Source organism: Niallia sp. HCP3S3_B10, assembly GCF_052064465.1.
Taxonomy (GTDB): Bacteria; Bacillota; Bacilli; order Bacillales; family Cytobacillaceae; genus Niallia; species Niallia hominis.
The window spans coordinates 46,917-73,210 of sequence record NZ_JBQHVO010000002.1 but is presented as its reverse complement, the minus strand read 5'-3'; the positions used below and the strand labels follow the sequence as shown (position 1 = coordinate 73,210).

General features: G+C 34.8%; 20 protein-coding genes and 1 riboswitch. Of the genes, 5 read left to right on the top strand and 15 right to left on the bottom strand.

Translation table 11 applies throughout. The features are described 5' to 3' along the window. The first annotated feature begins 36 nt into the window (after positions 1–36). From ACTNDN_RS01870 to ACTNDN_RS01850, 5 genes are all read left to right on the top strand, one after another. Entirely contained in the window at positions 37–945 is a 909-nt protein-coding gene (locus tag ACTNDN_RS01870) for a helix-turn-helix domain-containing protein (protein WP_048717093.1), read from the top strand. Positions 946–1,204: 259 nt separating this feature from the next. Next, entirely contained in the window at positions 1,205–3,193 is a 1,989-nt protein-coding gene (locus ACTNDN_RS01865; RefSeq protein ID WP_441130630.1) for a methyl-accepting chemotaxis protein, read from the top strand. 127 nt (positions 3,194–3,320) lie between these two features. Next, complete coding sequence (gene dpsA, locus ACTNDN_RS01860; protein ID WP_441130628.1) at positions 3,321–4,190, top strand: dipicolinate synthase subunit DpsA; 870 nt, start codon at positions 3,321–3,323, stop codon at positions 4,188–4,190. A gap of 136 nt (positions 4,191–4,326) precedes the next feature. Next, positions 4,327–5,169, top strand: coding sequence for an SPFH domain-containing protein (locus tag ACTNDN_RS01855; protein WP_441130626.1), 843 nt, complete (start codon positions 4,327–4,329; stop codon positions 5,167–5,169). 12 nt (positions 5,170–5,181) lie between these two features. Continuing rightward, positions 5,182–5,346, top strand: a complete 165-nt coding sequence (locus ACTNDN_RS01850) for a hypothetical protein (protein WP_016200850.1) — start codon at positions 5,182–5,184, stop codon at positions 5,344–5,346. A 69-nt stretch (positions 5,347–5,415) separates the two neighbouring features. Here the strand turns inward: ACTNDN_RS01850 and ACTNDN_RS01845 are convergent, their stop codons facing one another. From ACTNDN_RS01845 to ACTNDN_RS01775, 15 genes are all read right to left on the bottom strand, one after another. Beyond that, the gene (locus ACTNDN_RS01845; protein WP_441130624.1) at positions 5,416–8,598 is read right to left on the bottom strand and encodes a DEAD/DEAH box helicase; all 3,183 of its coding nucleotides are present in this window, start codon (positions 8,596–8,598) and stop codon (positions 5,416–5,418) included. Positions 8,599–8,879: 281 nt separating this feature from the next. Beyond that, the gene (locus ACTNDN_RS01840) at positions 8,880–9,845 is read right to left on the bottom strand and encodes a S8 family peptidase (protein WP_235251988.1); all 966 of its coding nucleotides are present in this window, start codon (positions 9,843–9,845) and stop codon (positions 8,880–8,882) included. A gap of 197 nt (positions 9,846–10,042) precedes the next feature. Next, positions 10,043–10,933, bottom strand: coding sequence for a lysostaphin resistance A-like protein (locus ACTNDN_RS01835; protein WP_441130621.1), 891 nt, complete (start codon positions 10,931–10,933; stop codon positions 10,043–10,045). A 4-nt stretch (positions 10,934–10,937) separates the two neighbouring features. Further along, complete coding sequence (locus tag ACTNDN_RS01830; protein ID WP_441130619.1) at positions 10,938–11,975, bottom strand: asparaginase; 1,038 nt, start codon at positions 11,973–11,975, stop codon at positions 10,938–10,940. Between the two features lie 20 nt (positions 11,976–11,995). Beyond that, positions 11,996–12,763 carry a GNAT family N-acetyltransferase gene (locus ACTNDN_RS01825; protein ID WP_441130617.1) on the bottom strand — a complete coding sequence of 256 codons (768 nt, stop codon included), beginning with the start codon at positions 12,761–12,763 and terminating at the stop codon, positions 11,996–11,998. A 179-nt stretch (positions 12,764–12,942) separates the two neighbouring features. Next, complete coding sequence (locus ACTNDN_RS01820; protein ID WP_441130616.1) at positions 12,943–13,368, bottom strand: ATP-binding protein; 426 nt, start codon at positions 13,366–13,368, stop codon at positions 12,943–12,945. Between the two features lie 227 nt (positions 13,369–13,595). Beyond that, positions 13,596–13,678: riboswitch (cyclic di-GMP riboswitch) on the bottom strand. Positions 13,679–13,980: 302 nt separating this feature from the next. Further along, positions 13,981–15,033, bottom strand: a complete 1,053-nt coding sequence (locus tag ACTNDN_RS01815) for an aldose epimerase family protein (protein WP_441130615.1) — start codon at positions 15,031–15,033, stop codon at positions 13,981–13,983. 262 nt (positions 15,034–15,295) lie between these two features. Then, on the bottom strand, positions 15,296–16,921 hold the full coding sequence (locus ACTNDN_RS01810) for a glycoside hydrolase family 13 protein (protein WP_441130613.1): 1,626 nt from the start codon (positions 16,919–16,921) through the stop codon (positions 15,296–15,298). A gap of 54 nt (positions 16,922–16,975) precedes the next feature. Beyond that, a complete protein-coding gene (locus ACTNDN_RS01805; RefSeq protein ID WP_441130611.1) occupies positions 16,976–17,983 on the bottom strand; it encodes a LacI family DNA-binding transcriptional regulator in 1,008 nt (335 codons plus the stop codon). Positions 17,984–18,105: 122 nt separating this feature from the next. Then, positions 18,106–19,416: a DUF4179 domain-containing protein gene (locus tag ACTNDN_RS01800; RefSeq protein ID WP_441130609.1), complete on the bottom strand. Its 1,311-nt coding sequence runs from the start codon at positions 19,414–19,416 to the stop codon at positions 18,106–18,108. Then, positions 19,409–19,927, bottom strand: a complete 519-nt coding sequence (locus ACTNDN_RS01795; protein ID WP_031540691.1) for a sigma-70 family RNA polymerase sigma factor — start codon at positions 19,925–19,927, stop codon at positions 19,409–19,411. The genes ACTNDN_RS01800 and ACTNDN_RS01795 overlap by 8 nt, the downstream gene beginning before the upstream one ends. A gap of 164 nt (positions 19,928–20,091) precedes the next feature. Further along, entirely contained in the window at positions 20,092–21,585 is a 1,494-nt protein-coding gene (locus ACTNDN_RS01790) for an aldehyde dehydrogenase family protein (RefSeq protein WP_031540690.1), read from the bottom strand. Between the two features lie 333 nt (positions 21,586–21,918). Next, the gene (locus ACTNDN_RS01785) at positions 21,919–22,671 is read right to left on the bottom strand and encodes a class I SAM-dependent methyltransferase (protein WP_031540689.1); all 753 of its coding nucleotides are present in this window, start codon (positions 22,669–22,671) and stop codon (positions 21,919–21,921) included. A gap of 135 nt (positions 22,672–22,806) precedes the next feature. After that, positions 22,807–25,401 (bottom strand): ABC transporter permease, encoded by a 2,595-nt coding sequence (locus ACTNDN_RS01780; protein WP_441130607.1) that lies wholly within the window; start codon positions 25,399–25,401, stop codon positions 22,807–22,809. Further along, complete coding sequence (locus ACTNDN_RS01775; RefSeq protein WP_031540687.1) at positions 25,398–26,081, bottom strand: ABC transporter ATP-binding protein; 684 nt, start codon at positions 26,079–26,081, stop codon at positions 25,398–25,400. Before ACTNDN_RS01775 ends, ACTNDN_RS01780 begins: the two co-directional genes overlap by 4 nt. Positions 26,082–26,294: the final 213 nt, after the last annotated feature.

Below are 26,294 nucleotides of genomic sequence, written 5' to 3'. Positions count from 1 at the left end.
GGTACATCAACATTTATAGAGGGAGGAGAAGATGAAGTGGAAATAAGGACTAAGCACACCTATAATCAGCCAGTAAACGAAAAAGTTATTTACCAAAATCCTCTTCTATCCCTAAAAGTATGGGAGATAAACGATGAGAGGGAAAACGCAATAACTTCTGTTGAATATCACCCTTGGCACTATCATAAAGAAGTGGAGTTACTTGCCATTGTTGATGGTAGTTTGGCGGTGCAAACAAAGGAATTGGATCAAACGATTTCTGCAGGGGATGTTCTTATTATGGGGACCTCACAACCTCATAGAACAAGTAAAGCTAGTGGCGGCAATTTGCGCTATATCGTCTTGCAAATAGATTTACATAAACATTTTGATCAAAGCATTCTTCCTTATTTCTATTGTTTTTCAGAAATAACACATCCATTAGACAGGATAAATTATATCTTTGAAGAAAATCAGCAAATCAAACAAGAGGTACATTATTTAATTAACGAGATACATAAGGAAAGTCAAACAAAAGAAAAAGGGTATGAAATTGCCATCAACTATTCAATTAAAAGACTTCTACTTTTATTAGTTAGAAATGATACGAAAAATATGCTCCATTCTTCAGAAGAACAAGATTTATCCAGAATTAAGCCTGTTTTAGATTATATTGATCGTCATTTAGAAGACCGAATACTTGTAGAGGATGTATGTGAGCTTTTGAATTTTAGCTATCACTATTTTATCAAATACTTTAAAAAAGTGATGGGTATGTCTTTTGTCGATTATATTAATCTAAAGCGGATAAAAAAAGCGGAATTATTACTATTAACTACAGATAAAAGCATTTTAGAAATAAGCTATGAAGCTGGGATTACGAATATGGCCCAATTTTATAAACTTTTTAAGCGGGCAAATCATTGTTCACCGAAAGCATTTAAAAATAAAATGCAAAAAAGCTAAACCATTTAAACAGCTGACAAGCACAGCTGTTTTTTAATTTGTGACTATTTTGTAAATTTTTTCTGATTTTTCACAAAAAAGCCTCAGAAAATTAATAAATCCCCTTCACCTTTGTCATAACTTGTCGAAATAATAATTAACATTTGATTATACTGCAAATATGAATCCGTTCATCTAGTCCTTCGTTCATATAGCAAATAGTGTCTAAGAAGCAATTTATACACCGTTACACAAAATTTATGGAAAGGAGCTATGATTGATGAGAATTTTAAAATCATTAAATCAAAATTTAAAATTAAGCACTAAACTCTACATTGCATTTGCCCTTATTCTAATTGTTCCTACTTTAACGGTAGCCTACCTATCTATACAAAGTGCTAAACATGAACTTAGCGAGAAAATACTGGAAAGCACAAAAGAGAACGTCAAGTTATTAAATAGTAGTATCGACAGTACCATTTCCCCTAAACTATATGATGCAAATTATTTAGCAGATATAATTACAGGAGACTTATTTGAAAAACAAGGAGATAATCCTGATGCTCTAATGTCAAAGCTAGACCAGTATAAAGGACTTCACCCAGAAGCTGAAGCCGTTTATTTAGGAACACAGGATGGGAAAATGTACACCTCTCCAGCTCTAGATCTACCAGACGATTATGACCCAAGAGATAGAACTTGGTTTAAACAAGCAATGAACAATTCAGTGGATAAAGCCATCGTAACAAGTCCTTATATAGATGCTAGTTCTGGAGAAATGGTAGTTACCATTACTAGGAAAACAGTAGATGGTTCCGGAGTAATTGGCATTGATCTAAATCTCTCTACTTTAGAAAAAACAACCAAAGAAGTTGCAGTTGGGAATGAAGGCTACATAATTCTATTGGATACAGAGCAAAACTATCTTGTCAGCCCAATAAATGAAGCTGGCACAAAGGTTGACCAAAATTCTCCTGACTTATATGAGCAAAATTCTGGAGTGCATCACTATAAAACAAACGGTCAGGATCGAACACTTTATTATTTAACAAATGAGAATACAGGATGGAAAATTGTTGGTTCTATGCTGGATGCTGAAACAAATGCTGCAGTAAAACCTATCCTACAAAAAAGTCTTTTAGTTGTGGTCGCTTCTATTATTTTTGGAGGAGCTATCATTATTTTAATTATTCGTTCACTTGTTAGCAGATTAAAAGAAATTCAGAATAAAGCAAAAAAAATAAGCGATGGGGACCTTACAGAAGAGATAACGCTTCAGTCAAACGATGAAATCGGACAACTTGCCCACTCATTTACTTCCATGCAATCAAGTCTAAAGACGCTTTTAAAAACACTAGAGCACCATTCTTTAACAGTTTCCACAACTGCTGAAGAGTTAAACGCTAGTGCTGGCCAAACAAATGAAGCTAGTGAGCAAGTAGCAACCGCCATCCAACATGTGGCTGTTAGTGCTGAAAAACAAACAGAAGGCGTCGAAGCAAATATTTTATCTTTAAATCAAATAGTAAATGGTACAAACACGGTTTTGCTAAATGCTAATGAAGTATTAGATCGTACAAGAACTACTACTCAAAAAGCAGAAGTAGGAAAAGCGATTGTCCAACAAACGGTTAATCAAATGAATGAAATTCATCATTCCGTATCTGATTCGAATAAAGTCATTGCTTCATTACATGATCGTACGAAAGAAATAGGGGCTATCGTAGATGTCATCACTGCTATTTCTAATCAGACTAATTTACTCGCCCTGAATGCTGCAATTGAAGCAGCAAGAGCTGGAGAATCTGGACAGGGCTTTACTGTCGTAGCTGATGAAGTAAGAAAACTAGCTGAACAATCTCAAATTTCTGCTAGTCAAATTACTGAAATCATCAAGGCAATCCAACAAGATACAAAAGAAACAGTTCATACGATGTCCACTGTAGAAAGTAATGTACAAAAAGGCCTTGAAATTTCAGATGAAGCCATCAATACATTTATGGAAATATATGATAATATGAATCTAATTTCCCCACAAATGTCTCAAGTAGCTTCGACACTTAATGAAATATTAACTTTAGTGCAAAACACAGAAAAAACAGCTGCACTTATATCTGATTTAGCCAAAAACAATGCTGCTTCTTCCGAAGAGGTTGCAGCTTCAACAGAAGAACAACTTGCTGCAATGGAAGAAATATCTTCCTCTGCAAATACACTAGCTTCCATGACAAAGGACTTGATTCAGTTAATCAAAAAGTACAAATTTTAATTGGAGAAAAATACACAAGTTTGCGTCAGAAATATTCGTATTGGAAATAGTCTGAACTATTCTATCCCTCCATATAGATTACTATATAGAGGGATTCTATCAACATAGAGAAAAGGAAGTGACACAATTGAGTCATAATCATGTCCTATTAATTATCGGTGGTGACTATAGGCAGCTTGAAGTGATTCGCATTTTAGCACCTAAGCTTAGTAAAATATATTTAATTGGGTTTGAAGATGCCTCTATTCCTTATAAGGATGTCATCAAAGTAACTGGGCAAACAGCCCCACTTCATGAAGTAGATAGTATTCTCTTGCCTATTCCAGGGATTCAAGATAATGGAATTGCTGATTCGACTTTTTCTAAGGAAAAAATGATTCTCACAAAAGAACTAATAAATAAAACGAAACCTAATTCAACCATATACTCTGGCATTATTACCCCTTTCTTAAAGCAACTGGCTACAGAAACGAATCGCCAATTGGTTGCTCTATTTGCAAGAAATGATGTAGCGATTCTTAATTCAATTCCTACTGCAGAAGGCGCATTAATGCTTGCTATTAAGCATACAGACATTACAATACATAACGCCAACGTACTTGTTCTTGGTTTTGGGAGAATCGGCAAAACGATTGCCCGCCTTTTTTCAGCAGTTGGTGCAAAGGTAACAGTCCTTGTCAATAAAAAGGAGGATGAAGCTAGAGCAATGGAAATGGGATTCCACCCTCTACTCGAAGCTTCATTAGAGTCCGCAATTCCATCCCAGCATATTGTTATTAATACTATTCCTGCACTTATTCTGACTGCTACCCTTATTAAAAAAATGTCAAGCGACGCTTTAATTATCGATTTAGCTAGCAAGCCAGGCGGAACTGATTTTACCGCTGCAAAAAAGCATAATATCCAAACATTATGGCCACTAGGTTTACCTGCAAAAGTGGCACCAAGAACGGCAGGTACTATTATTGGTAAAACTTTATTGGAGTTACTGAAATAAGAATAATAGTGTAAATCAATTTGGAGATAGCTAGCTATCTCTTTTTTTTATGCTTATTTCCCAGCATAACATTTTACAATATTATACAAAAGTGATATCATAATTATATCAAATTGAAATTATAGGAGTGACTCATTTGAAAGAAAAAAATGCATTTCATTTTAATGGATTTATCGGTGTTCTTCTTATTGCCATCTCTCTTTTTCTTGGTACCTATTTTTTTGTACAAGAACTTCCAGCTGTAGGAATTCCGTTTATATTATTAGCTGCTCTTCTTGGTAGTGGAATCACCATTATTCAACCAAATCAGGCTGTAGTTGTCACCTTTTTCGGTAAGTATTTAGGCTCTATTCGCAGCAGTGGGTTATTTTTAACAATTCCACTAACTTTAAGAAAAACAATTTCCTTACGTGTACGCAATTTTAATAGTAAGCGATTGAAAGTAAATGATGTCGATGGAAATCCAATCGAAATAGCTGCTGTTATCGTTTTTAAAGTAATCGATTCAGCTAAGGCGATTTTCGATGTGGACAATTATGAGGAATTTGTAGAAATTCAAAGCGAAACAGCCATACGACATGTTGCGACGAAATACCCGTATGATACCTTTGAAAATGTGGAATTAACATTAAGAGGGAATGCAGAGGAAGTCTCTAACGAGCTTACAACCGAATTACAAGCTCGACTAGACCTTGCTGGAGTCGAAGTAATCGAAGCAAGATTAACTCATTTAGCCTATTCTACTGAAATTGCTCAAGCAATGCTGCAGCGTCAGCAAGCATCTGCGATTATTTCTGCTCGTCAGAAAATTGTAGAAGGAGCTGTTGGAATGGCGCAAATGGCCATTAACCAATTAGAGCAGGATAAAATCATTGAATTAGATGATGAAAGAAAGGTACAATTAGTAAATAATCTACTTGTCGCGATTGTCTCAGAAAATCCTACAACTCCTGTAATTAATACAGGTACTTTATATTAATGAGTGGTATAAATGACGAAGAAAAAAAGCTTTCCATTACGCATTGATCCAGAGCTATACGAAGTACTGCAAAAATGGGCTGCAGATGATTTCCGCAGCATTAACAGTCATATAGAGTATTTGCTTCGTGAATCTGCCAAAAAAGCCAAACGATTTCCAAAACAAAAAGAAGAATGACAGAATCACAAAAGAAGACCAGTCCTTTTACGAAGGTTCTGGTCTTCTTCTAATTATACTGCTATTTTTCTAGCTTAATAATTCCATGATATCTTCTTCTGTTATGGACGATATCATTTTTTCATCTGTATCAATAATTTCATCCACTAAACTTTTTTTCTTTTCCTGTAGTTCAAATATTTTCTCTTCTATTGTTCCTTTGGAGAATAATTTGATGACATCAACAATATTTTCTTGCCCCATCCTATGCGCACGATCTGCAGCTTGCTCTTCAACTGCAGGATTCCACCATGTATCATATAGAATAACTGTATCAGCTGTCATTAAATTTAATCCTGTTCCCCCTGCTTTTAAGCTTATCAAAAAGTAGTCTCGTTCTCCCAAATTATAGCGATGACATAATTCCACTCTTTCATCAGAGGGAGTATTTCCATCCAAATAAAAGAACGACAAACCCTTCTTCGCTAATTCCTGTCCGATAATATCCAGCATACTGGTAAATTGCGAAAAAATCAGTACTCTTCGATTCGAACGTTGCGATTCTTCCATTAATTCCATTAAATGCGCTAACTTGGCTGATCCACCCTCATAATTTTCTACAAATAGGGCAGGATGGCAGCATATTTGTCGTAGCCTCGTCAACCCAGCAAGAATTCTAATCTTATTTTTTCGCAATGTATCTTTGTTTAAGTGCTTTAGAGCATCATGCCTTAGTTTTGACAAATATGCTGCGTATAGTCTTTTTTGCTCTGGTAACAATTCCACCATTTCTCTCCACTGTCTTTTCTCCGGTAGTTCTGCTAATACATCCTCTTTTAACCGTCGCAGCATAAAGGGTCTTATTTTTTTCGCAATCTGCTTATTAGTAAGATTTGCGTATTCCTTTAACCCCTTCAATAACTCAGGAAATACAATATGAAAAATAGACCACAGCTCTTCAATGGAATTCTCAAGCGGTGTTCCTGTTAAGGCAAAACGATTTATTGCCTTTATTTTTTTCACTGATTTAGCTGTTTGCGAAAGTGGATTTTTGAAATACTGTGCCTCATCAAAGAAAACAGTATGGAGAGATTGCTGTTCATACCATTGAATATCTTGTCTAATTAATGGATATGACGTTATCAGAACATCGATATTTTCTAAATCCATTTGTAACTGTGCCCGCTCCTTCTTGTTCCCATCAAGGACAAGACATTGAATAGTTGGAGCGAACTTCATGATTTCTCTCTGCCAATTATAAAGGAGCGACGATGGGCAAACGACTAGCACTTTTTGCTTTGATTTTCGAATCACTGGTAATTCAGACATGATAAAGGCAATACTTTGAAGCGTTTTTCCCAACCCCATATCGTCTGCTAAAATTCCGCCGAAGTGGAATTTCGCTAAAGTTTTCATCCACCTATACCCATCCTTCTGGTACGATTTCAGGACATCCTCTAAAACAGCGGGAACCTTAATCATTAATGTTTCTGGATGCAGAAGTGATTCTATCAACTGTTGATAGGATTCATCTAGTTTAAATATCTTTCGGTCTTCCTCTATAAAAGATAAGCTTTCTAAAAGGGTCAGTTCAAATCCGCTGACAAAATCCTTGTCTTTGATTTGTGGGGAAAGAAGATAACGTTGAATTTCCTCCATCTCTCGCGTTTTTAAGGCAAAAAGAGAGCCATCCTGTAAACGATAATATTTTCGCTTTTCTTCTAAAGCAGCTAACAGTCCTTTTATTTCTCGTTCCGGAAATCCTTCCATCTCAAATTTAAACTCTAGCCAATTAATCCGATCCTTTTTTAATTTCACCGAAAACCGTGGCCAAGTTTTTTCCTTAAAAATTCTATTTCTAATCGCTGTTGTTGCATAGACTTTTACAAGCTTTTGCAACTTCGGTAATACGTAATACAAAAAATCAAACTCTAATTCTTCGTTATAAAGCATATATCCACTATCCGTTTTCGCAAATGAACTTCCATCCATCAGCTCCAATATCACTTCTTCTTTTTTCCAATCTCGAAGAAGCACTCCATCGATGTCTTTATCTCGTTCATGAACTGGATTAATGACGATATTTTCATAGCGGAATTCTAAACTTGCCAACAATCGATTATTTACTCTATCTAAATAGAGCTCTGCTTGCAGGGGCGCTTTTCCTATTTTTTTTGAAAGTTCTTTCTCCAATTGAACTTCCCCTAATTTTTTCAAGCCTGGAGCAACATTTTCTAAAAAGAAGTCTATTTGATTGTTTGCAATAGGGATATAATTCTTGCCAACCTTCTCTGTCATTCTTTTCATTTCCACAAGCCTGTTAAAATCCTCTGATTCCAATTGAATGACATTTCCGTCAATCATGACTGCATAATATTGATGCAAGAACAGAATAGATTCCATTCCTTGAACATTCAATTGATAGCTTCCTGTGTCCTGCTGATATAAGTGAAATGTTAGTGGGAGTGGTTCCCGAGAAACTTGCAAAGGCATTCTAGTTCCACTATATTCTTCTAAAAAACTTAATTCCTTCCAGTGTGAACGAAGGGAAATCCAAGAAGATGGAGGTATTAATAAAGTATCTTCTTCCCCTATGTTGTCCATTTCGTTGTGATGATTCAAGAAAATGGATTCATCGCTTACCACTTTCCATAATTCTTGAAGAATTGCTTCACTTTCTTCCTTTACACAGTGTAACTTTGGGTCAAAATTCTGCCCCAGAGCATATTGATACATATTGCCGGCATTTATTACTTCTAAAAATTGACGAATGTTTTTTATTTTATTGGATAAAAGGTGAATTTCGATGCCAAACATATTCGCTTCTGATCCAACTGGAATAATTTTCATCAAAAATTCAACTGGAACTACTTCTCTTTTCTCAAAGTGGCGTTGTTTCTTTGGTGAAGGAAAACTAGTCTGATTAAATAAAGCAAAAAAATCATCTGATACATTTGTATTCGTTTCTTGCATAGTAGCAGGCTCCTTGCCACTCAGCTGAAATTTCTTAATCTCCAGCAAAACAGCTGCAATATGCTGACATTCTTTTTGAAAGGAAGCTAGCTTTGGACAAGAACAATTCGCTTTTATTTCACCAGCTTCTACAGCCACCATTACAGCAAAGTCTTCTGCTGCTTGAACGAATGCTTCACAGTAGTCTTCTCTATATTCTTTAAACAACACCTTATGATTCTTTGAAAATGCCTCGCCTCTTTTTAAAGAAACAGGACCACACATCTCCAGGACCATTTTTCGTGTAATAACGATATTCAACAATCTAATCTCCTTCTTTTAATATTACAAGTTACGCACAAATACCTCCTTACACTTTACTACTTTTTTCATAACATTTCTATTATGGGAGTATTGTAAAATTAGGTAGAAGTTTTGTTTATATATGTATGAATGATTGTGTATTGATTGGATTGGCATTTTTGGAAAATATTTTTGATTTTTGACTATTTAATCTTTTTTCCGCTATAAAAAAGTGGACAAACTCCCACTTTCAAGAAGCTTGTCCACTAAAATAGATTTATTTTGAAAGTTTATTCCTTTTAATAGCTATTAGCAACTAGTAATTGGACTGCTGATTGGAGTTTTTCCTTTAATTCATCTGGAGCCGTTAAATAGAGAATTCCATTGCCTTCTATGCTTGGTTTATTTCCTAATGGGATGGTTCTTTTAATTAATTGAGCATAAATTTCTGGCTCTGTTAAATTTCGTTCAAAAGCTTCATTACTAATTAATTTAATTAATGCTAAAGCACCGCTCACATGAGGGGCAGCCATCGAGGTTCCTGTTAGGCTTGCGTATTTCCCATCTAAAAAGGTAGAGAGAATTTCTTCCCCAGGAGCTACTAAATCAACTTCTCGATTCGAATTGGAAAAACGAGAAGAATTTCGCTCTAAGTCTACGGCACCAACACTTATCACTTCATTATAGGCAGCCGGATATCCTAATTCTTCGGTTGAATCTAGGCCATCCCCTTCATTCCCCGCTGCACACACGACGAGAATTTGGGCTTCGACAGCTTTTTTCACTGCCTCATGTAATTCTGCTACATCCTCAGGTCCACCAAGACTCATGGAAATAATATCTGCCCCTTGCTCAATGGCATAATAAATTCCGTTTATAATCCAATCATATTGCCCAGAACCTTGTCCATTTAAAACCTTTACAATTAAAAGAGAAACTTCTGGCGCAACTCCTGTCAATCCGCTGTCTTTTCCTGATGCCCCAATTGTTCCAGCAACATGTGTCCCATGCCCATTATAATCCATATAAACTTCCGGACTCCCATTGTCATCATCGGTAAAGTTTTTCCCACCTATAATCCGTTCTTGTAAATCTGGATGATTTATATCACACCCAGTATCCAAGATGGCAATGGTTATCCCTTTTCCTTTTGTTTTATTCCATAAATCAGGTGCTTGAATTAGTTCAATTCCTTTTGGTATTTCTGTTGATAGATCTAATACTTCTTTCACTTGATAAGGAATTACTCTACATTCTTTTTTCATATAACAGCCTCCTAATAATAGAATCACTACACTATAATAATTTTAACAATTCCGAATTATTTTGATAAGAGGCTTAAGACTCAAATTAAGAACATTTGTTCTAAATGACTAATTATCATTTCTCCTTTCAAAAAAAAATAGCCTACATAGATAGACCATTTTCTTCTTCCTATTCTTTTAGCTGAATAAATAACCCCTTATCTTACTTCATATTTTTTCCTACATATTAAATAAAAAGCAACAAAAATGACAATGGACCAGATCAACGAATACAATGGACTTGTATCAATAATTCTAAAAAGACTTGGGATATCACCTGCAACTGAATCATCATATGTAAATAATAAGAAGATCATCATATTATTTGCCGCATGTGCACCAATCGATAACTCTAAACTGCGTGTTTTTACAGCTATAAAGGTTAAAGCAAATCCTGCAAGCAAATAATCTAAGCCTACTAATATGGCAGAATCATTCATTTCAGGATTAGTAAAATGCAAAGATCCAAAAATTAGTCCAACAATTAGTGCTAATAAAATAGGATTTTTTAGTTTTTTTCCTACCCATTGTAGTAATAATCCCCTAAATAAAAGCTCTTCTACCGTTGTTTGAATTGGAACAAAAAGAATAACGACAAGGAATAAAAAGACATAATCAGAAAGTGAAACATTATTCCACGTATAGTCAGGGGCATTTATCAAGAAATCAATAACAGATGTAACAAGGAATAGCCCAGTAAATATGGCGAATCCCCAGCCAATCTTTTTCCAATTTACTCTTTCTTCCCCTGTAATCAATGTTCGAAATTTTCTTTTGTGTATAAATCGTACGCCAATCCATAAACCAACTAAAGCAAAGATATAAATAATATGTGTCATTAATAAACTAATAGTGCCATTTCCGCCGACAACCATGCCTGTATCCAAATCTATAAATGTAGCATCGTTCCCGTCCAACTCCACGCGCAATAACTCGATGATGAAATAAACAATAGAACCAGCAATCATAAATCCAACAGCTAATAAAATAGAAGCTAAATAGCGCGGCCAGCTATTGTTTCCTTCTTTTACATTCAAATAATGTTTCATTCATCTACTCCTTTGTATCATTATTTTTCAGCTGATACGCTCGTTCCAAATTAAAATTTGCACGTATTTCACCGATTTTTTCTTTTCTTGCATTTAGCACTGGTGTATGCACATATTTTTCTAAATCTGTAAAAATTCCCTCCTCTTTATAGCCTAGCTGACTTAGAACCTCCATTGCCGCAACATTTACTGCTCGTGTTCCTCCATCTTCTACCTTAATCGCAATTCCGATTCCTTCTTTGACAAGGCCCATACACTGAACAGCCTCAGCACCTGCTTTTGAAACAATCCGTCCTTGATAAGCGTTCATTAAGTCCGTATCAAATCTGCTTGTGCCGCCAACCATTTCAGGAAATTCCATCATACTGTCTCTTATCCGTTTGACTATCTTTATTCGCTTTTCTGATTTAATAGAATCAGGGCTCGCTAGTCTTGCATAACCTAGTGCTACATGATATAGAGGTAGTTGATGGACTGGTACGCCACAACCATCTACACTAAGATTTATTTTTTCTTTTGGAAAATCACATATTTCTTCAATCGCCTCTAATATTCGCTGCTGATGAGGATGCTCTACTTCTCGATAATTAGCAATATCTTCCTTCATATGAATAGCAGTAGCAAGCATACCGGTATGCTTTCCAGAACAATTACTGTAAACAGGGGTCACATCTCCTCCATTTCTCAACAGCTCTTTATAGCTTGTTAAATTCCATGGTGTATGTGTTCCACATTGTAGGTGATCCTCTTTAATCCCTAATCTTTCTAACAGCTGAAGAATTGTTTCTCGATGGAAGGATTCTCCAGCATGGGAAGCACACGCAATTGCTATTTCTGCATTACTATATGAATATGTATCCGCTGCTCCTGTCTCTAAAAGGGGAATCGCTTGAAATGGCTTCATCGACGATCTAGGAAAAGTCATTCTATTGGGATTTCCATAGGAATATAGCAATCTACCTTCTTTATTTACTACAGCAATATGAATATTATGTGTACTTTCTACATATTTTCCGCGATAGACAAGTATAGGCTTATTCAATACAATCGACTCCTTTTTATCTATAAAACATCATATTTTTCTTTTAAAGCTTCATATTGGAAACCTTGTTTTTGATAGTTTTGCTTTTTATACATTTCTTTTGGTGTGTCTTCACCATCTGCCAGCAAGATAATCGTCTTATCTGGAAATAAGTCCATCACCATTTTTTGCATACGAGCAGCAATCCCTTTTCGCTGATATTCATCAATTACAAAGATTCCGTCAATTTCGACTGTTTTATTGCCAAGAATTACTTCTAAAGCACCAGCCCCTTTTCCTTTATAATAAGCAATTATCTGCAAGAAATGAGGATTGCTAAAATTTTTCCGATATACTTCTGTTTTTCCTTTTGCATAATCTATTCCATATTCCAAGTCTTGATTATATTCTAATTGCAGATAGTCCTCAAAATTCTCCTCCGTAACTTTCTGAATAAGAATATCTTCAATAGGAGACAATACAGGAAATTCACGAGGATTAATCGCATAAAGTTCAGTAAATCCCACGTCATAATAACATTTACTTACAATATGCTCTAGTAACTCCTTCGTAAACTTTTGGTTTTCTGGAAAAATAAACTTAAGATGCTTTTGACCAGTCTTTTGGTGAAACACTTTAAGGTATTCCTCCGCCTGCTCAAATTCGCTTATTGTAGGCATTGTTTTAAATTGTATAAAATTACTGTCATATTGAAGCAACATTTCCTCATTATGAACATGGATCCAATTAATAGATTCCATTATTTGTTTCCCTTCCTTGTGGATGTTGCTATAGGTCACTTTCTCCATGTTGTTTTCTCCTACCTTCTTCTCAAACTACTTTTTTACCGTAATATACTAATAATAAACGATTCATTTATAGAAATCAGTAGATTATAGAAAAAAATGACATTATTAAAATTTAACCACACGTAAATAGGACTGTCTCTAAAGAAACAGCCCTACTTAAATGATTATTCTCTCTTTGATTATATTGCTTCTGCATTTTCCTTCCTTTCCCTCCATAAAAACACTTCGTTCCCCATTTCATTATATTGCACTTTTTGAAAGATTTGCATCATCATTAAAATACCTCTACCACGTTCCTCTAAGACGATATCACTCATGAGCTTTTCTGTTCCATATTTTTCAATATCATTGATTTTCTTTGTTACATTAAACCCATTCCCATGATCTTTAATTCGCATGTCAATCGCTCTATTTGTATAATGTATATCTAATATAACGGGAAAATCCCCATGTTCTATTGCATTGTTTACAGCTTCGCCTATTCCTACACTAAGCATAAAATCCCCTGACAACCAATCTCTTAAATCCTTATTTATCTTACCTTTCCATTCTTTTTCTGTATGATCATGTATTACTATCTTTTGATAGCTAATAAGTTCACTCATATGCTGCCCCCTGTTTTTAAAAAAGCACAAGCTCCTTATTAACGATAAGGATCGTCAAAGCACATCAACTAAATAATCGAATCTCTAATAGTTATAATTATCGTATTAGTGTACCTTTTTCTTGATAGCGGAGACTTGATTTATGCTGGTACATTGATGCTGGAACTGAACATTCATTAGAAATATGACTCTTTTGTATTCATAAAAAAAGCTAACAAAACAAGGATAGTTTGGTTAGCCGGTTGCGCTAGTAGCTCATAATCAACAAAGCGCCCAAATAAGTTGATTAATCAAAGCTTTCTACCTTTATAACTTTCTCATAATTTAACAAGTTTTTAAATTATATAGTATTATATACCCATACCAATGAAACATAAACCTATTTTAAGAGAAATCATAAAAAATATAAAGCTCCCTATATTTCACCTTTTGAAACAATTTTAATTTAAATTGAATGAGAACCCTTTAACCATCAGGAGAAAAAGAAAAGAAGCCATCAGTATCTTTTACTGATGACTTGGATCGACAAAAAAGAAAGCAATTCGGAGTACTAATATGAGAGCACTCCCATTATATCCATTTAGTCTCTCTATAAATCTTCCCACTATTCTTTTATTCTATTACCCGAAACTTCCATTTTGTTTCTGCATAATACGTATCTTCTGGTTTCAAAACGACGGATGGGAATTCAGGGTGATTTATTGCATCAGGAAGACCTTGCGTTTCTAAGCATACCCCTAAGTATTTTCTTCCAATTACGCCATTAAAATCATACTTATCCTCTAACTGGTTGCCTGTATAAAGAATGATTGCAGGCTGATTTGTAACTAAAGACAATTCCCTACCACTTTCTTTATCTCGTAAAATAGCAGAATGTGTACCTTCAGCAGAGAAGATAAGTGGATGATCATAGCCATTGCCTACTAAAATATTTTGTTCGAAGTTATTGTCCATTCCTTCTTTCAATAGCTTTCCTTCTGCAAAATCAAATGGCGTATTTTCTGTTGGGACCATTTTTCCTGTTGGAATAAATCCTTCATCCAGCTCTAAGAATCGATCCACATCTGCAATAAGTTCATGTTCGGTTATATCTCTTTTATTATTTCCACTAAGATTAAAATAGGTATGATTGGTTACCGTTACAGGTGTTTCTTTATCCGTTTTTCCTTTGTAAGTCAGGACAATTTCATTATCATTTGTTAATAAATAATCCACTGTAAGATCAAAATTACCAGGATATCCTTCTTCTCCATCAGGACTATGATAAGTGTATCGGATTCCAATTGCCTCTTCCTCTTCTACTATAGAATAATCAAAGACTACTTCACTCCAACCAACATTTCCTCCATGTAAATGATTAGGTGGAGTATTTGCATTTAAACGATATTCTTGGCCATTAAGCTTAAATTGTCCAGCCTTAATTCTTCCGGCAATTCTCCCAACAATTGCCCCTAAATAAGGCCCTGAATTCTGTCTGTACTCCTCAACTGTTTCAAAACCAAGCACCACATTCTCCTTGTTGCCATCTTTATCTGGAACTATTATTTTTGTGATGATGCAGCCATAATTTATACTAGAAAAACTCATTCCATTGTTATTAGTAAAGGTGTATTCCGTTATCTTTGCTCCGTTTACTTCTCCCATTGATCTTTGACTATAATTCATATTAATCACTCCTTCTAATAATCATTCTTTCTCTCTTATTTTCCCACTTCTAATTTGAAATCGCCTTCATTTCCATGTCTTTAAATGAACATAGATTGAAACGCTTTCAATAGTTTGTTTACCCTATTAACTAATCCCCAACTATATCTTACTTTATTTTATCAGAATTGATAATATTTTTTTTATTTTTTCTAGAGAAAATAAAAAAAGCTGTCAATATCTCACTTATCGATGATGTTGACAGCTTCCGTAATGTTTTCGATCAAATGCTTACAACAAAAGCTTCATATGGCTTTAAATGCACATTTCCAAAATCCACACTTTCACGATGATAATTACTAATAATCACCTCATCACACTCGTTAAATTCTGGTAAATGCAGCATTTTTTCTTGGTCACTAAAGTTGGCCACTACTACCCAAGTTTTTCCTTCAAACTTTCGTGTATAAGCAAAAATCTCTTCTTCCGTATCTTCGATTAGCTCAAAATCTCCCCATACTACGATTGGGTTGTCTTTTCTTAATTGAATTAAAGATTGATAGCAATAAAAGACAGAATTTGGATCTTCTAAATTGTTTTTCACATTTATTTCCGTATAATTTGGGTTTACGTGCAGCCAAGGTGTTCCTACTGTAAAACCGCTATTTTCTGTCTCATCCCATTGGATAGGCGTTCTTGCATTGTCTCTTCCCTTTGCATTAATCGAATGGACGATTTCCTCTTTTGTATAGCCTTGCTCTAATCGTTCATAATACATATTAATGCTTTCAATATCATTTACTTGGCTAATATCAGTAATCGGGCAATTGGTCATCCCAATTTCTTCCCCTTGATAAATATAAGGAGTTCCTTTCATTAAATGTAAAAGGATAGCGAACATTTTTGCACTTTCTATTCGATACTCCCTATCATTACCCCAGCGAGAAACGATTCTTGGTAAATCATGATTATTCCAGAATAAGCTGTTCCAGCCTTCATTACCTAAAGAAGTTTGCCATTTTGCTAGAATGGATTTCAATTGATTTATTTCTAACGGCTTAAGGTCCCATTTTTGTTTCCCCTCTTGCTCATCTAATCCAATATGTTCAAATTGAAAGACCATGGAAAGCTCTTTTCTAGCAGGATTGGAATATAATTTAGCAATTTCAGGTGTCGCTCCCCATGTTTCCCCAACTGTTAAAACATCATAATTACCAAACGTTTTTTGATGCATTTCTTGGAGATAATCATGAAGCTTAGGTCCATTTCCAGTAATGCCCTGATCTGGTTTCTTCCCTACTAAATCAATCACATCCATACGGAAGCCACCGATTCCTTTTTCTAACCAGTAGTTCATCATCTTCCAAACTTCTGCCCGCACTTTTTCATTTTCCCAGTTTAAATCTGGCTGTCTCTTACTGAATAAATGCAAGAAATATTGACCACTTTCTTTATCATATTCCCATGCAGAACCGCTAAAAGTCGATTTTAACTCATTGGGTACTTCTCCATTTACCGGGTCTCGCCAAATATAGTAATCTCGATACGGATTGTCTTTTCCTTTTTTTGCTTCAATAAACCACTTATGCTCATCTGATGTGTGGTTTACGACTAAATCCATGACAATTTTAATACCCTTTTCATTCGCTGTTGCGATTAATTCATCCATATCTGCCATTGTTCCAAATTCATCCATAATATCTTCATAGTCACTAATATCATAGCCATTATCATCATTGGGCGATTTATATACAGGGCTTAGCCAAATCACATCAATTCCTAGCTTTTGCAAATAATCAAGGCGATTGATGATACCTCTTAAATCTCCAATTCCATCTCCATCACTGTCTTGAAAGCTTCTTGGATATATTTGATATACAACAGACGTTTGCCACCATTTCTTTTCCATTTAAAAACCTTCTTCCTTTTAAAATATATACCTAAACGTAAAATTCAAAAAAATTTAGTAATCCCTTTTACTCACGGAAGCTCTTTCCACTATAGCAAATGGGAGCATTTCTGTTTTTACTGTTATCTTTTGCTGAATAGCCTCTATTATTTTTAAACAACCCTTCTCTCCCATTGCCTGAAACGGTTGCTCTATCGTTGTTAATGGAGGGACTGCCATTTCTGCAACTCTTGTATTATCATAGCCCATGACAGATAGATCATTTGGTATTTGTATGCCCAGTTCAAAGGCGGCTGAAATGATCCCAAGTGCTACCTCATCACTTACACAAAATACTGCTGTTATATCAGTCTTTTCTGCATGGAAAGCATAGAGCGCTTCTTTTCCTGCTGAAAAACTATAATCTCCTGCTTTTATATAGTTGGCAGAAAAGCTTATTTCATGATCACATAATGCCCTTTTATATCCTTCCATCCTTGCTATCCCAGCTACTCGATCAGAGAAGTCCACACCTGCCAAGCCTATTTTTTGATGTCCATAATCGATTAAATACTTTGTAGCAGCATACGAAGCTTCATAATCATCTACTTTTATAAAAGGTATTCGCTTATTTTTGGTATCTGTTGACAGTAACACATACGGTATACTCAATGATTCAATTGCTTGAATTTGTTCTTCCTTTAGTGGAATGGATACAATAACAAGCCCATCCACTTTTCTTTCTTCCAGCATTTTTAAGCAGTCAATTAATCGATTACCTTTTTCTCCTGCATGGGATAAAATAACACTAAATCCATGTGCTTGCGCTACCTTTTCCATTCCATTAACAATGTCCGCATAAAAAATCGTCGATACACTTGGCATGATAATACCTATTAAATTACTCGATTTTTTTACTAAGCTTCTTGCCATTTCATTTCTCCGATAGCCTAGTTCTTTTGCGATTTGCAGGATTTTAATTTTTGTCTCTTCATTGTAACCACCTGCACCGTTTAAAACTCTCGAAACAGTTGCTGTAGATACTTTTGCAGCATTTGCTATATCTTTAATGGTTATCGTCATTTCCTTCACCCTTTACGTAAACGTTTACGTAACTATACTTTAACACAAAAATGGAACGCTTACAATAAAAAACCGCGTGCTTTGGTAATGGTATGATGAATACCACTACCAAAGCATACAGCTTATTTTACTTCTATCTTTACATCTCCTTCGATGTAATTAGGGTAAAATGTCAATTTCATTTGCAATGGATTTTTGTACTCGCTATTTTCGAAAAACATATTCCAATATTTTTTGTTTTCATGATTGTAAAATTCAGTTGATGGTATACTTAGTTCCTTTCCTGTTGCATCAATAGGCTCATCAAAGATAGTATACATATCCTCTGAATCAGATACCATAAAAAATTCCGCTTGTGCTTTAGACGTTTCTCCTAATTTAAGTTTACCGTCTTTCGGACTTTTTACTAACCTATTTGCTTCCGTATCTACAATAACCACCGCATCTTCCTTATCAATTGCCATTAATTTATTTACCCTCAAATAAAGTTCTTTCGGCTTTTCGAAATAATTAGATTGTAAATAATACATTTTCTCATGCTTACTCAAAGTCCTATTTACAGTACCATTTGCAATAGAAGTCCATACCTCACCGTTTTCATCTTCCAATCGCATATCTTCAAATCCCAAAATTTCTTTTGTATTTGTAGGATCAAATGCTACCTTCACTCCAATTCGTAATGGGTACACGATAATTTCTTCTATCGTGATTTTTTGATTCTCAACTTCCACAACCTGGTTTATTGGATAAGTTATATTCTTTTTTACATTTTCCTTGAGTTCAAAAGGAATCAGAAATATTATTTCTTGATTGTCCATTACTATAACTAATTCAAAGTTAAACTTTAATTCATCAAAAGAAAAAGAGTCCACAAATTGGTACTCGACCATATCTTGAAATTCATTTTGGATATCATCAGGAAAATATACATTATAGCTACGTGAATGCTCAGGAAATTCTTCTTTATTAAGGAGATTAATATACTTTATTTCTCCTCCTGTGAGAGGGTTTGTTGATTTCAATGTATAAAATACATTTATTCCTGATTCATCCATAACCACTCCATCTATCGTTAACGTCAAATCTCCTTTTGTCTCAGAAACATCTACCTTTTGATAATAATCATTTTCTATAATGGCGGAAAAGCCTTTATCTTGTTCAATAAAACCAATCATCCATTCCATCCCAGGGATAGATGTGAGCGCATTTGCAAAAGTTGGCGATATTCGAATAGATGTTATAAAGGAAACGATGATAATTGCTGCAATCGCAAGCCCAAGCAATCTTTTTTGTTTTTTCTTAAGCAGACTTTTTTCTCGCTTTGCTTTCATAAATCCGCTTAAAATGGCTTCATCTCCCTGTTCTATTGGCAATTCGACTTTTTCATATTCTTTTTTAAATTTTAATAACCTTTGTTCCTCTTCTTCATACATGCTCACTCTCTCCTTTCTCCTTAAAATATAGTCTTAATGTTTTCAGTACTTTATGTAATCGAGACTTTACGGTTCCTTCTGGTATTTTTTCCATTGCGGCAATTTCTTTGATCTTCGTATTTTGAAAATATTTTAAATAGATTAATTGCTGGTCTTCATTAGATAACAATTCAAGAGCTTCCTTTAGTTCAATCAAGGATTGGTCTTGGTAAACAGATATATCATATACTTGGTTATCAGAAATAACTCTGTTTGATCTCTTTACTTGATCTTGACAATAATTAATCATAATCCTTGTTAGCCATGTTTTTAGATAGGCTGGCTCTTTTACCGTATGTATTTTTTTGTAGGCTCGATATGTCACTTCCTGCAATGCTTCTATTGCTGCATGTTCATCTTTTAGAAATGCTAAAGCAGCTCTTAGCAATGATTCTTTATATAATTGCATTACTTCCAAAAAGGCATCATCATCTCCTTTAATAGCTTTCTTACTAATCTCTAACTCTTCCAATTAATCACCTCCCCTGTTGTTCTATACATTAGACCTTGTATCGAGAAAAAAGTTCGCGAAAAATTGTATAAATTTTTTCTTTTTATCTAAGAGCAAATTATACATGAAATTTCAAGCATAAAAAAAGCCACCAAGACAAAGTCCTAGCAGCTTCCTACTTTACTTTAATACAATCCCTCTGTTTCTTCTTTCGTTACGATATAAATATTTTTCGTTTGAGTATAGCCATCCAATATACTCTTATATGTTTCTCTGCCGATCCCTGATTTTTTATACCCTCCAAATGGTGCTCCTGCTGGAAGCTGATTATATGTGTTCACCCACATACGACCTGTTTCCACACTTCTAGCTACACGTAATGCTGTATTAATATTACGGGAGAAAACTGCTCCTCCAAGACCAAACTCAGATTGATTAGCCAGCTCAATAACCTCTTCTTCGGTCTTAAATTTTATCACTGTTGCAACTGGGCCAAAAATTTCTTCTTGAGCAATGCGCATCTTATTTGTAGCATCCGCTAAAATCGTTGGTGCCATAAATGCCCCTTTTTCCAGTCCATTGTTTTCGAGTCGGCAGCCTCCTGTTACAACTCTCGCTCCTTCTTCTTCCCCAATTTTTACATATTCTAAAATTTGTTTTAATTGACGCTCGTTTATTTGTGCTCCCATGATAACATCATCTTCCCAAGGCAAGCCAACTTTTACATCTTCAAATGCAAGTTTCATCTTGGCAAGGAACTCATCATATATTCCTTCCTGGATAAAAATACGGGAACCAGCACAGCAAACCTGTCCTTGGTTAAAGAGAATTCCTAATTGAACCCCTTCCAATGCTCGCTCCATTGGTGCATCATTAAAGATGATATTCGCTGACTTTCCGCCTAGCTCAAGTGTTGATGGGATTAGTCTTTTCGCTGCTGCAACCGCAACTTCTTGACCAATTTCCGTTGATCCTGTAAAAGCAATTTTTGCAAATCCTTTATGATTTAACATATAGTCTCCAGAATGAGAACCACGACCTGTAATGACATTGACTACTCCATTTGGCAATACTTGATCAAATAGTTTCGCCAATTCCAATAAGCTTAACGACGTAGTAGAAGATGGGTGGATAACTACTGTATTGCCAGCTGCGATAGCTGGTGCAATCTTCCAGGCAGCCATTAATAACGGGAAATTCCAAGGAATGATTTGTCCAACCACCCCAATAGGCTCTTTTATTGAAATAGATAAGGTATCCTCATCAAATGCTTGGGCAGTTCCTTCTTCTGAGCGGATTACCCCAGCAAAATAACGAAAATGGTCAGAGCTTAATGGAACATCAATATTTCTTGTTTCTCTGAGCGGCTTCCCATTATCCAATGTCTCCACTAATGCTAACTTTTCCGCATTTTCATCGATTAAATCAGCAATTTTTAATAATAAATTGCTTCTCTCTATCAAACTTACTTTCTTCCATGTTTTTAAAGCTTGCGTTGCAGCCTCTACTGCTTGATCAACATCTGCATAGGTAGCATCTACAAAATCAGCCAACTTGTCTCCATTACTAGGGTTATAGCTGCTAAGGAGATTACCTTCTGAACCTTTTATCCATTGACCATTAATGTACAGACCATACTCCTTGTCCAATACTGTTGTTGCATCTAAAGCAGTTACCATTTTCAAAACCCCTTTTTAATATATTTAAAAATAAGGCATAGTAGGAAAAATGCTTTTCTAATAATTCTAGACCTTATTTTTATCCTGGTTATTAAAATACTTGCTAAGAATACGTTTACATAAGCTATCAAAAAAAGGTTACTAGTTTTAAATAATGTGATTATTTTAACAAACTAATTAAATTATAGATTCCATTAAAAGGAATGTCTATTAATAACCGTGTACTTCTTTTGGTTACAAATCCTCGATGAGCAGTGAGAATTTCTATCTGTCTTTACTTCTCTCTTTTCAAAAAACTTAAAGCATTAAAAATGACATGTGGCTCCCCACACGTCATGCTCTTCTTGCTTTAATAATCATAGTAGTTGGAAATTTTCTTGCTTTGTATAAGGAATAATAGCGATCAGAGATTTCCTCCTCTACTTTTTCAAAGTTTTTGGAAACCTCACTTTCCATTACACATTCAATCGTAAATCCAGCTTTAATTAGTTCATTTATATAGGTGCTCATTTTTCTTTTTGGTATCACTACTGGTGCTTCTTCCCCTTTAAACCTTGGATATGTTGTTATACCTTCTTCCTGATAAGAACCTGTAAGAGAGATTTGACCGTTTTCACTTTGCATATATGCATATAGCGGATGGTCCCAACTAAAAATAAACGCTCCTCCTGGCTTTAAATACGAATAAATAAGGTTAAATGTCGTAGCTAAATCCGTTGTCCACCCAATGGCATAAATCGAATAAACTATGTCGAAATATTCCTTAGGAAGGGCAATATCTTTTTCCATCGCAGCACAATATAACTGGGAAGGCATATCTTTAAGTGTTTCTTTTGCTGTCTCTATTTGCTTTTCAGATAAGTCTACACCCCATAATTCACTAGCTCCTTTGTCAGCCATATACAGTAAAGAATGTCCGCTGCCACAGCCGATATCAAGCACCTTTTTATTTTTTATCTCTTTAAATAACCTTAATTCTTCTTCTGTTTGGCAAAAAGGGCCATAACTAGGTAGTGCGTCAATTCCGTTAAAATGATGGGCTACTATATCCCAGCTTTTCTTATTTTGTTGTAAAATATCAGTCATCCTTTTTATCCTCCTCCGTCTTTCTTACTGATTCTACATTCCTCTTTTACTTACCTGCTTGCATTTTCATATGAAAAAAACCCGCCAAAACGGACGAGTTTTTTGTCATTCTTACCTAATTTTATTCGTTTCCTATTAATCATTCTCTTGCTTTAAACCATCAATTATATTTTCTTTCTTAATTTTGCTGACTGAATAGAGCATTGCAGATGCAACAATGATAAAAATTGCGATTACTACAAACAGAATACTCAACCACGGAAGTTCAAAGCCATATTCAAATGTATTGCTTATAGACCAATATAGTGCAGCTATTACTCCTATACTAATGGGAATACCATACATCAATGCTTTTATCCCATAAAAAATGCTTTCAAAATAAATCATTTTATTAAAACCAGTTGGCGTCATCCCAACAGAACGCAGCATCGCAAATTCCCTTTTTCGTAAGGAAATACTGGTAGAAATGGTATTAAAAATATTTGCAATACTGATTAAGGAAATAAGGGTAATAAATCCATACATAAAGACAGACATAATCATAATCATCTGTTCAGATTGCTTACGATTCTTTTCCACATTGTATATATACATGGATCCTGACTTTAGATCGTCTAATTCTTCTTCTGCTTTATCCGGATTATCGCTGTTTAAATAGAGATTGTAGTTCATCGTAATATTTTTTTCATTTTCAAATAAATTTTCTGCTACTTCATTAGAGATAATCATTGTTATCATTCTATAATTATCAGCTTTCATTCCCATGAATGATTCATTTGTAAATAAGCCAATCTGAACCTTATTAAACATCTCTTCCTTTTCGCTGCCTTCCCTATACATGTAGAGATCAATATAATCCCCAGGTTTAGCATTCAGTACTTTTTCCTCAACAAATTTCTCTCCATATGGATCAAAATAAGATACATTTTCGATCACAATCCCTTTTGGTTCAGCTGGATTCGTATATTCATTGATATTAAAGCCTACTTCTTGTGCATATTGCTTAAAAGCTGATTCAGATAGAACAAAGAAATTCACTGTAAACGGAAGTTTGCCTTCCTCTAAGAACGCATCACCATTTTCAACCGATTTTGTATTATTTTCACTTAAAACACTTTTATCTAAATAGGTACTTACATATGTGCTTTTAATTAAATTACTTTCTGTAATACTAGGAACATTTGCTAAAATCTGCATCTCTTCCTCTGCAACGTTTGATTCAGCAGACACAGTAATATCATAGTCGATATTTTCTTGTGACAGTTCAACTGATTTTTTCATATTATCAGTAAAATAAGATACGACTAAGAAAAGCAAAATACTAATAATTAAAGAAAAAACGGTTGTTTGATATCTACGCTTATTCCGTTTTAAGTTTTTTAAACCAATTTCAGCTTCTATGCCAAATACTTTGCGAACAAATTTGGATGTTTTCACTTTTTTCCCTGATAATTTAATATCTTGTGTTTGTCTAATTGCATCAATTGCTGAAATCTTCGATGCTTTCCTAGCTGGCAAATAGGTTGAAATAAAAATTGTTACAATGGAAATAATAATAGAAAATAGGATGGAATAAGGCGTTATCACTACATTTAATCCTTGTGTAGAGTTTAAGGCATCTTGCAAATACTTATTGATAAAAGTGAAAGTAATTCCAATTCCAACGATTCCAGCAATTATTCCTAATGGAATGCTGATGCCGCCTATCACCACACCTTCAAAGAAAACAGAATTTCTTTTTTGCTTCTTCGTTGCACCTACACTTGATAGCATCCCCAAATGTCTTGCCCGTTCCGACACACTAATGGCAAATGCATTATAAATCAGTGCTACAGAACCAATAACAATAACAAGTATGACAATACCTATTAGAGAATACATCGTTAGAAGCAGGTTATCATTCGATGATACGCCATAATAACGCAGTAACTCATTATTAAAATCCACTTTTGCAATAGCTAATTTCTTTGCCAATGATTCCGAGTCCTCATATATAGACTGCTTTACCTTTTTCATCACAACACTTGCATTTACGCTACTACTAGTTGTTAACTCCTTTTGATCTAAATAGCTAATAACAGTATATCCTGGTGACCAGGAAGGTTCCCAAGATGGTGTTTCCATAATACCGACAATTTTGAATGTATAGGATTTTGCCTGCTGAATTTCCTCGACACTTTTTCCTTCTTCATTCCTTTGCAAAGGATCTGTTTGTGTTAGGATAGAATCTTCTTCCTCTAATTGAAAGTGCCTTTCCCCAATGCTAACATTTATCTCCTCACCGATGGCATACTTACTATTCCCCTTCTTCCTCATTTCATCAGGTATGATAATTTCATTAGATGCCTTGGGGAATGTCCCTTCTTTTAAGGTAATTAAAAATTGTTCAAATCCTTGCTCATCATATTGTTTAAAAAATAAATACGGTTTACTGTCATTTTTTGAATCCTTCCAGTTCGCATAGCCCAAATTATTGGATAGGATAACTTTTTCCATGTTACTATCCTTCCTTAACTCTTTGGCTTGCTCATTATTAACCCCAATAAATTGTGCATGCCACTCACCGTCTCTTGCAATACTGTCTCTTTTTAATAAATCGATAAACGAAACACCAAGTGTCGAAACAGCTGTCAACATACTGACAGCTATAATGACACCAATAATCGTCACTAATGTTCTTCGCTTGTTCTCCTTTAAATTTCTTAAAGTGAGTTTATTCATTATATTCATGGACGAATCACCTCATTTTTGGCGATTTTTCCATCTTCAACAGAAATCACACGATCTGCTTGTAGCGCAATCCGTTCATCATGGGTAATAACAATTAATGTTTGATTATAGGTTTTATTAAACATTTTTAATAGTTCCATAATCTCTTCACTATTTTTACTATCTAAATTTCCTGTAGGCTCATCTGCAAGCATAATAGCAGGGTTGCTAATAAGTGCACGTCCAATGGAAACACGCTGCTGCTGTCCCCCTGATAATTGATTAGGCAAGTGATCTAATCTTTGTTGTAGACCTAATATAGAAACAATGCGATTAAATTGCTCCTTATCTACTTGATGGTTATCTAATAGAAGCGGCAGCGTGATATTTTCTTCTACAGATAGAATGGGAATTAAGTTATAAAATTGATAGATAAGTCCAATTTGTCTTCTTCTAAAAATAGCTAATTGTGTTTCATTTAATTGATAAATATCTGTATTATCCACAAAAACTTTTCCACTAGTCGGCCTGTCTACCCCACCTAACATGTGAAGCAATGTAGATTTACCTGATCCAGAAGGTCCAATGATTGCCACAAATTCACCTTTATTAACGGAAAAAGAAACATTATCCAATGCTTTTACTGCCGTTTCCCCTTTTCCATACACTTTAGACAAATTTTCTATTTTTAAAATTTCCATTTTATCGTCCTCCAATTACTTGATGCTCTTAGTGTATCTGTCTAAAGTGACTCTGTAGTGACTTTAAAGTGACAATTTAGTCACTTTCGAATATGTGTACTGCTCATCTGTGCTTTATATGGAGGTTCGATTTCATTCGCTTGATGATGAAGGCTATCTTTTCTTGAAGTACTACGGATTCTGGTTTTCATCCCCTTTATGAACGCTACTTTT

Excerpts from the sequence above, each read along its gene's own strand:
- ACTNDN_RS01865 (WP_441130630.1), top strand. The coding sequence starts at position 1,205 with ATGAGAATTTTAAAATCATTAAATCAAAATTTAAAATTAAGCACTAAA.
- ACTNDN_RS01850 (WP_016200850.1), top strand. The coding sequence starts at position 5,182 with ATGACGAAGAAAAAAAGCTTTCCATTACGCATTGATCCAGAGCTATAC.
- ACTNDN_RS01840 (WP_235251988.1), bottom strand. The coding sequence starts at position 9,845 with ATGAAAAAAGAATGTAGAGTAATTCCTTATCAAGTGAAAGAAGTATTA.
- ACTNDN_RS01835 (WP_441130621.1), bottom strand. The coding sequence starts at position 10,933 with ATGAAACATTATTTGAATGTAAAAGAAGGAAACAATAGCTGGCCGCGC.
- ACTNDN_RS01825 (WP_441130617.1), bottom strand. The coding sequence starts at position 12,763 with ATGGAGAAAGTGACCTATAGCAACATCCACAAGGAAGGGAAACAAATA.
- ACTNDN_RS01820 (WP_441130616.1), bottom strand. The coding sequence starts at position 13,368 with ATGAGTGAACTTATTAGCTATCAAAAGATAGTAATACATGATCATACA.
- ACTNDN_RS01815 (WP_441130615.1), bottom strand. The coding sequence starts at position 15,033 with ATGAATTATAGTCAAAGATCAATGGGAGAAGTAAACGGAGCAAAGATA.
- ACTNDN_RS01810 (WP_441130613.1), bottom strand. The coding sequence starts at position 16,921 with ATGGAAAAGAAATGGTGGCAAACGTCTGTTGTATATCAAATATATCCA.
- ACTNDN_RS01805 (WP_441130611.1), bottom strand. The coding sequence starts at position 17,983 with ATGACGATAACCATTAAAGATATAGCAAATGCTGCAAAAGTATCTACA.
- ACTNDN_RS01800 (WP_441130609.1), bottom strand. The coding sequence starts at position 19,416 with ATGTATGAAGAAGAGGAACAAAGGTTATTAAAATTTAAAAAAGAATAT.
- ACTNDN_RS01790 (WP_031540690.1), bottom strand. The coding sequence starts at position 21,585 with ATGGTAACTGCTTTAGATGCAACAACAGTATTGGACAAGGAGTATGGT.
- ACTNDN_RS01785 (WP_031540689.1), bottom strand. The coding sequence starts at position 22,671 with ATGACTGATATTTTACAACAAAATAAGAAAAGCTGGGATATAGTAGCC.
- ACTNDN_RS01780 (WP_441130607.1), bottom strand. The coding sequence starts at position 25,401 with ATGAATATAATGAATAAACTCACTTTAAGAAATTTAAAGGAGAACAAG.
- ACTNDN_RS01775 (WP_031540687.1), bottom strand. The coding sequence starts at position 26,081 with ATGGAAATTTTAAAAATAGAAAATTTGTCTAAAGTGTATGGAAAAGGG.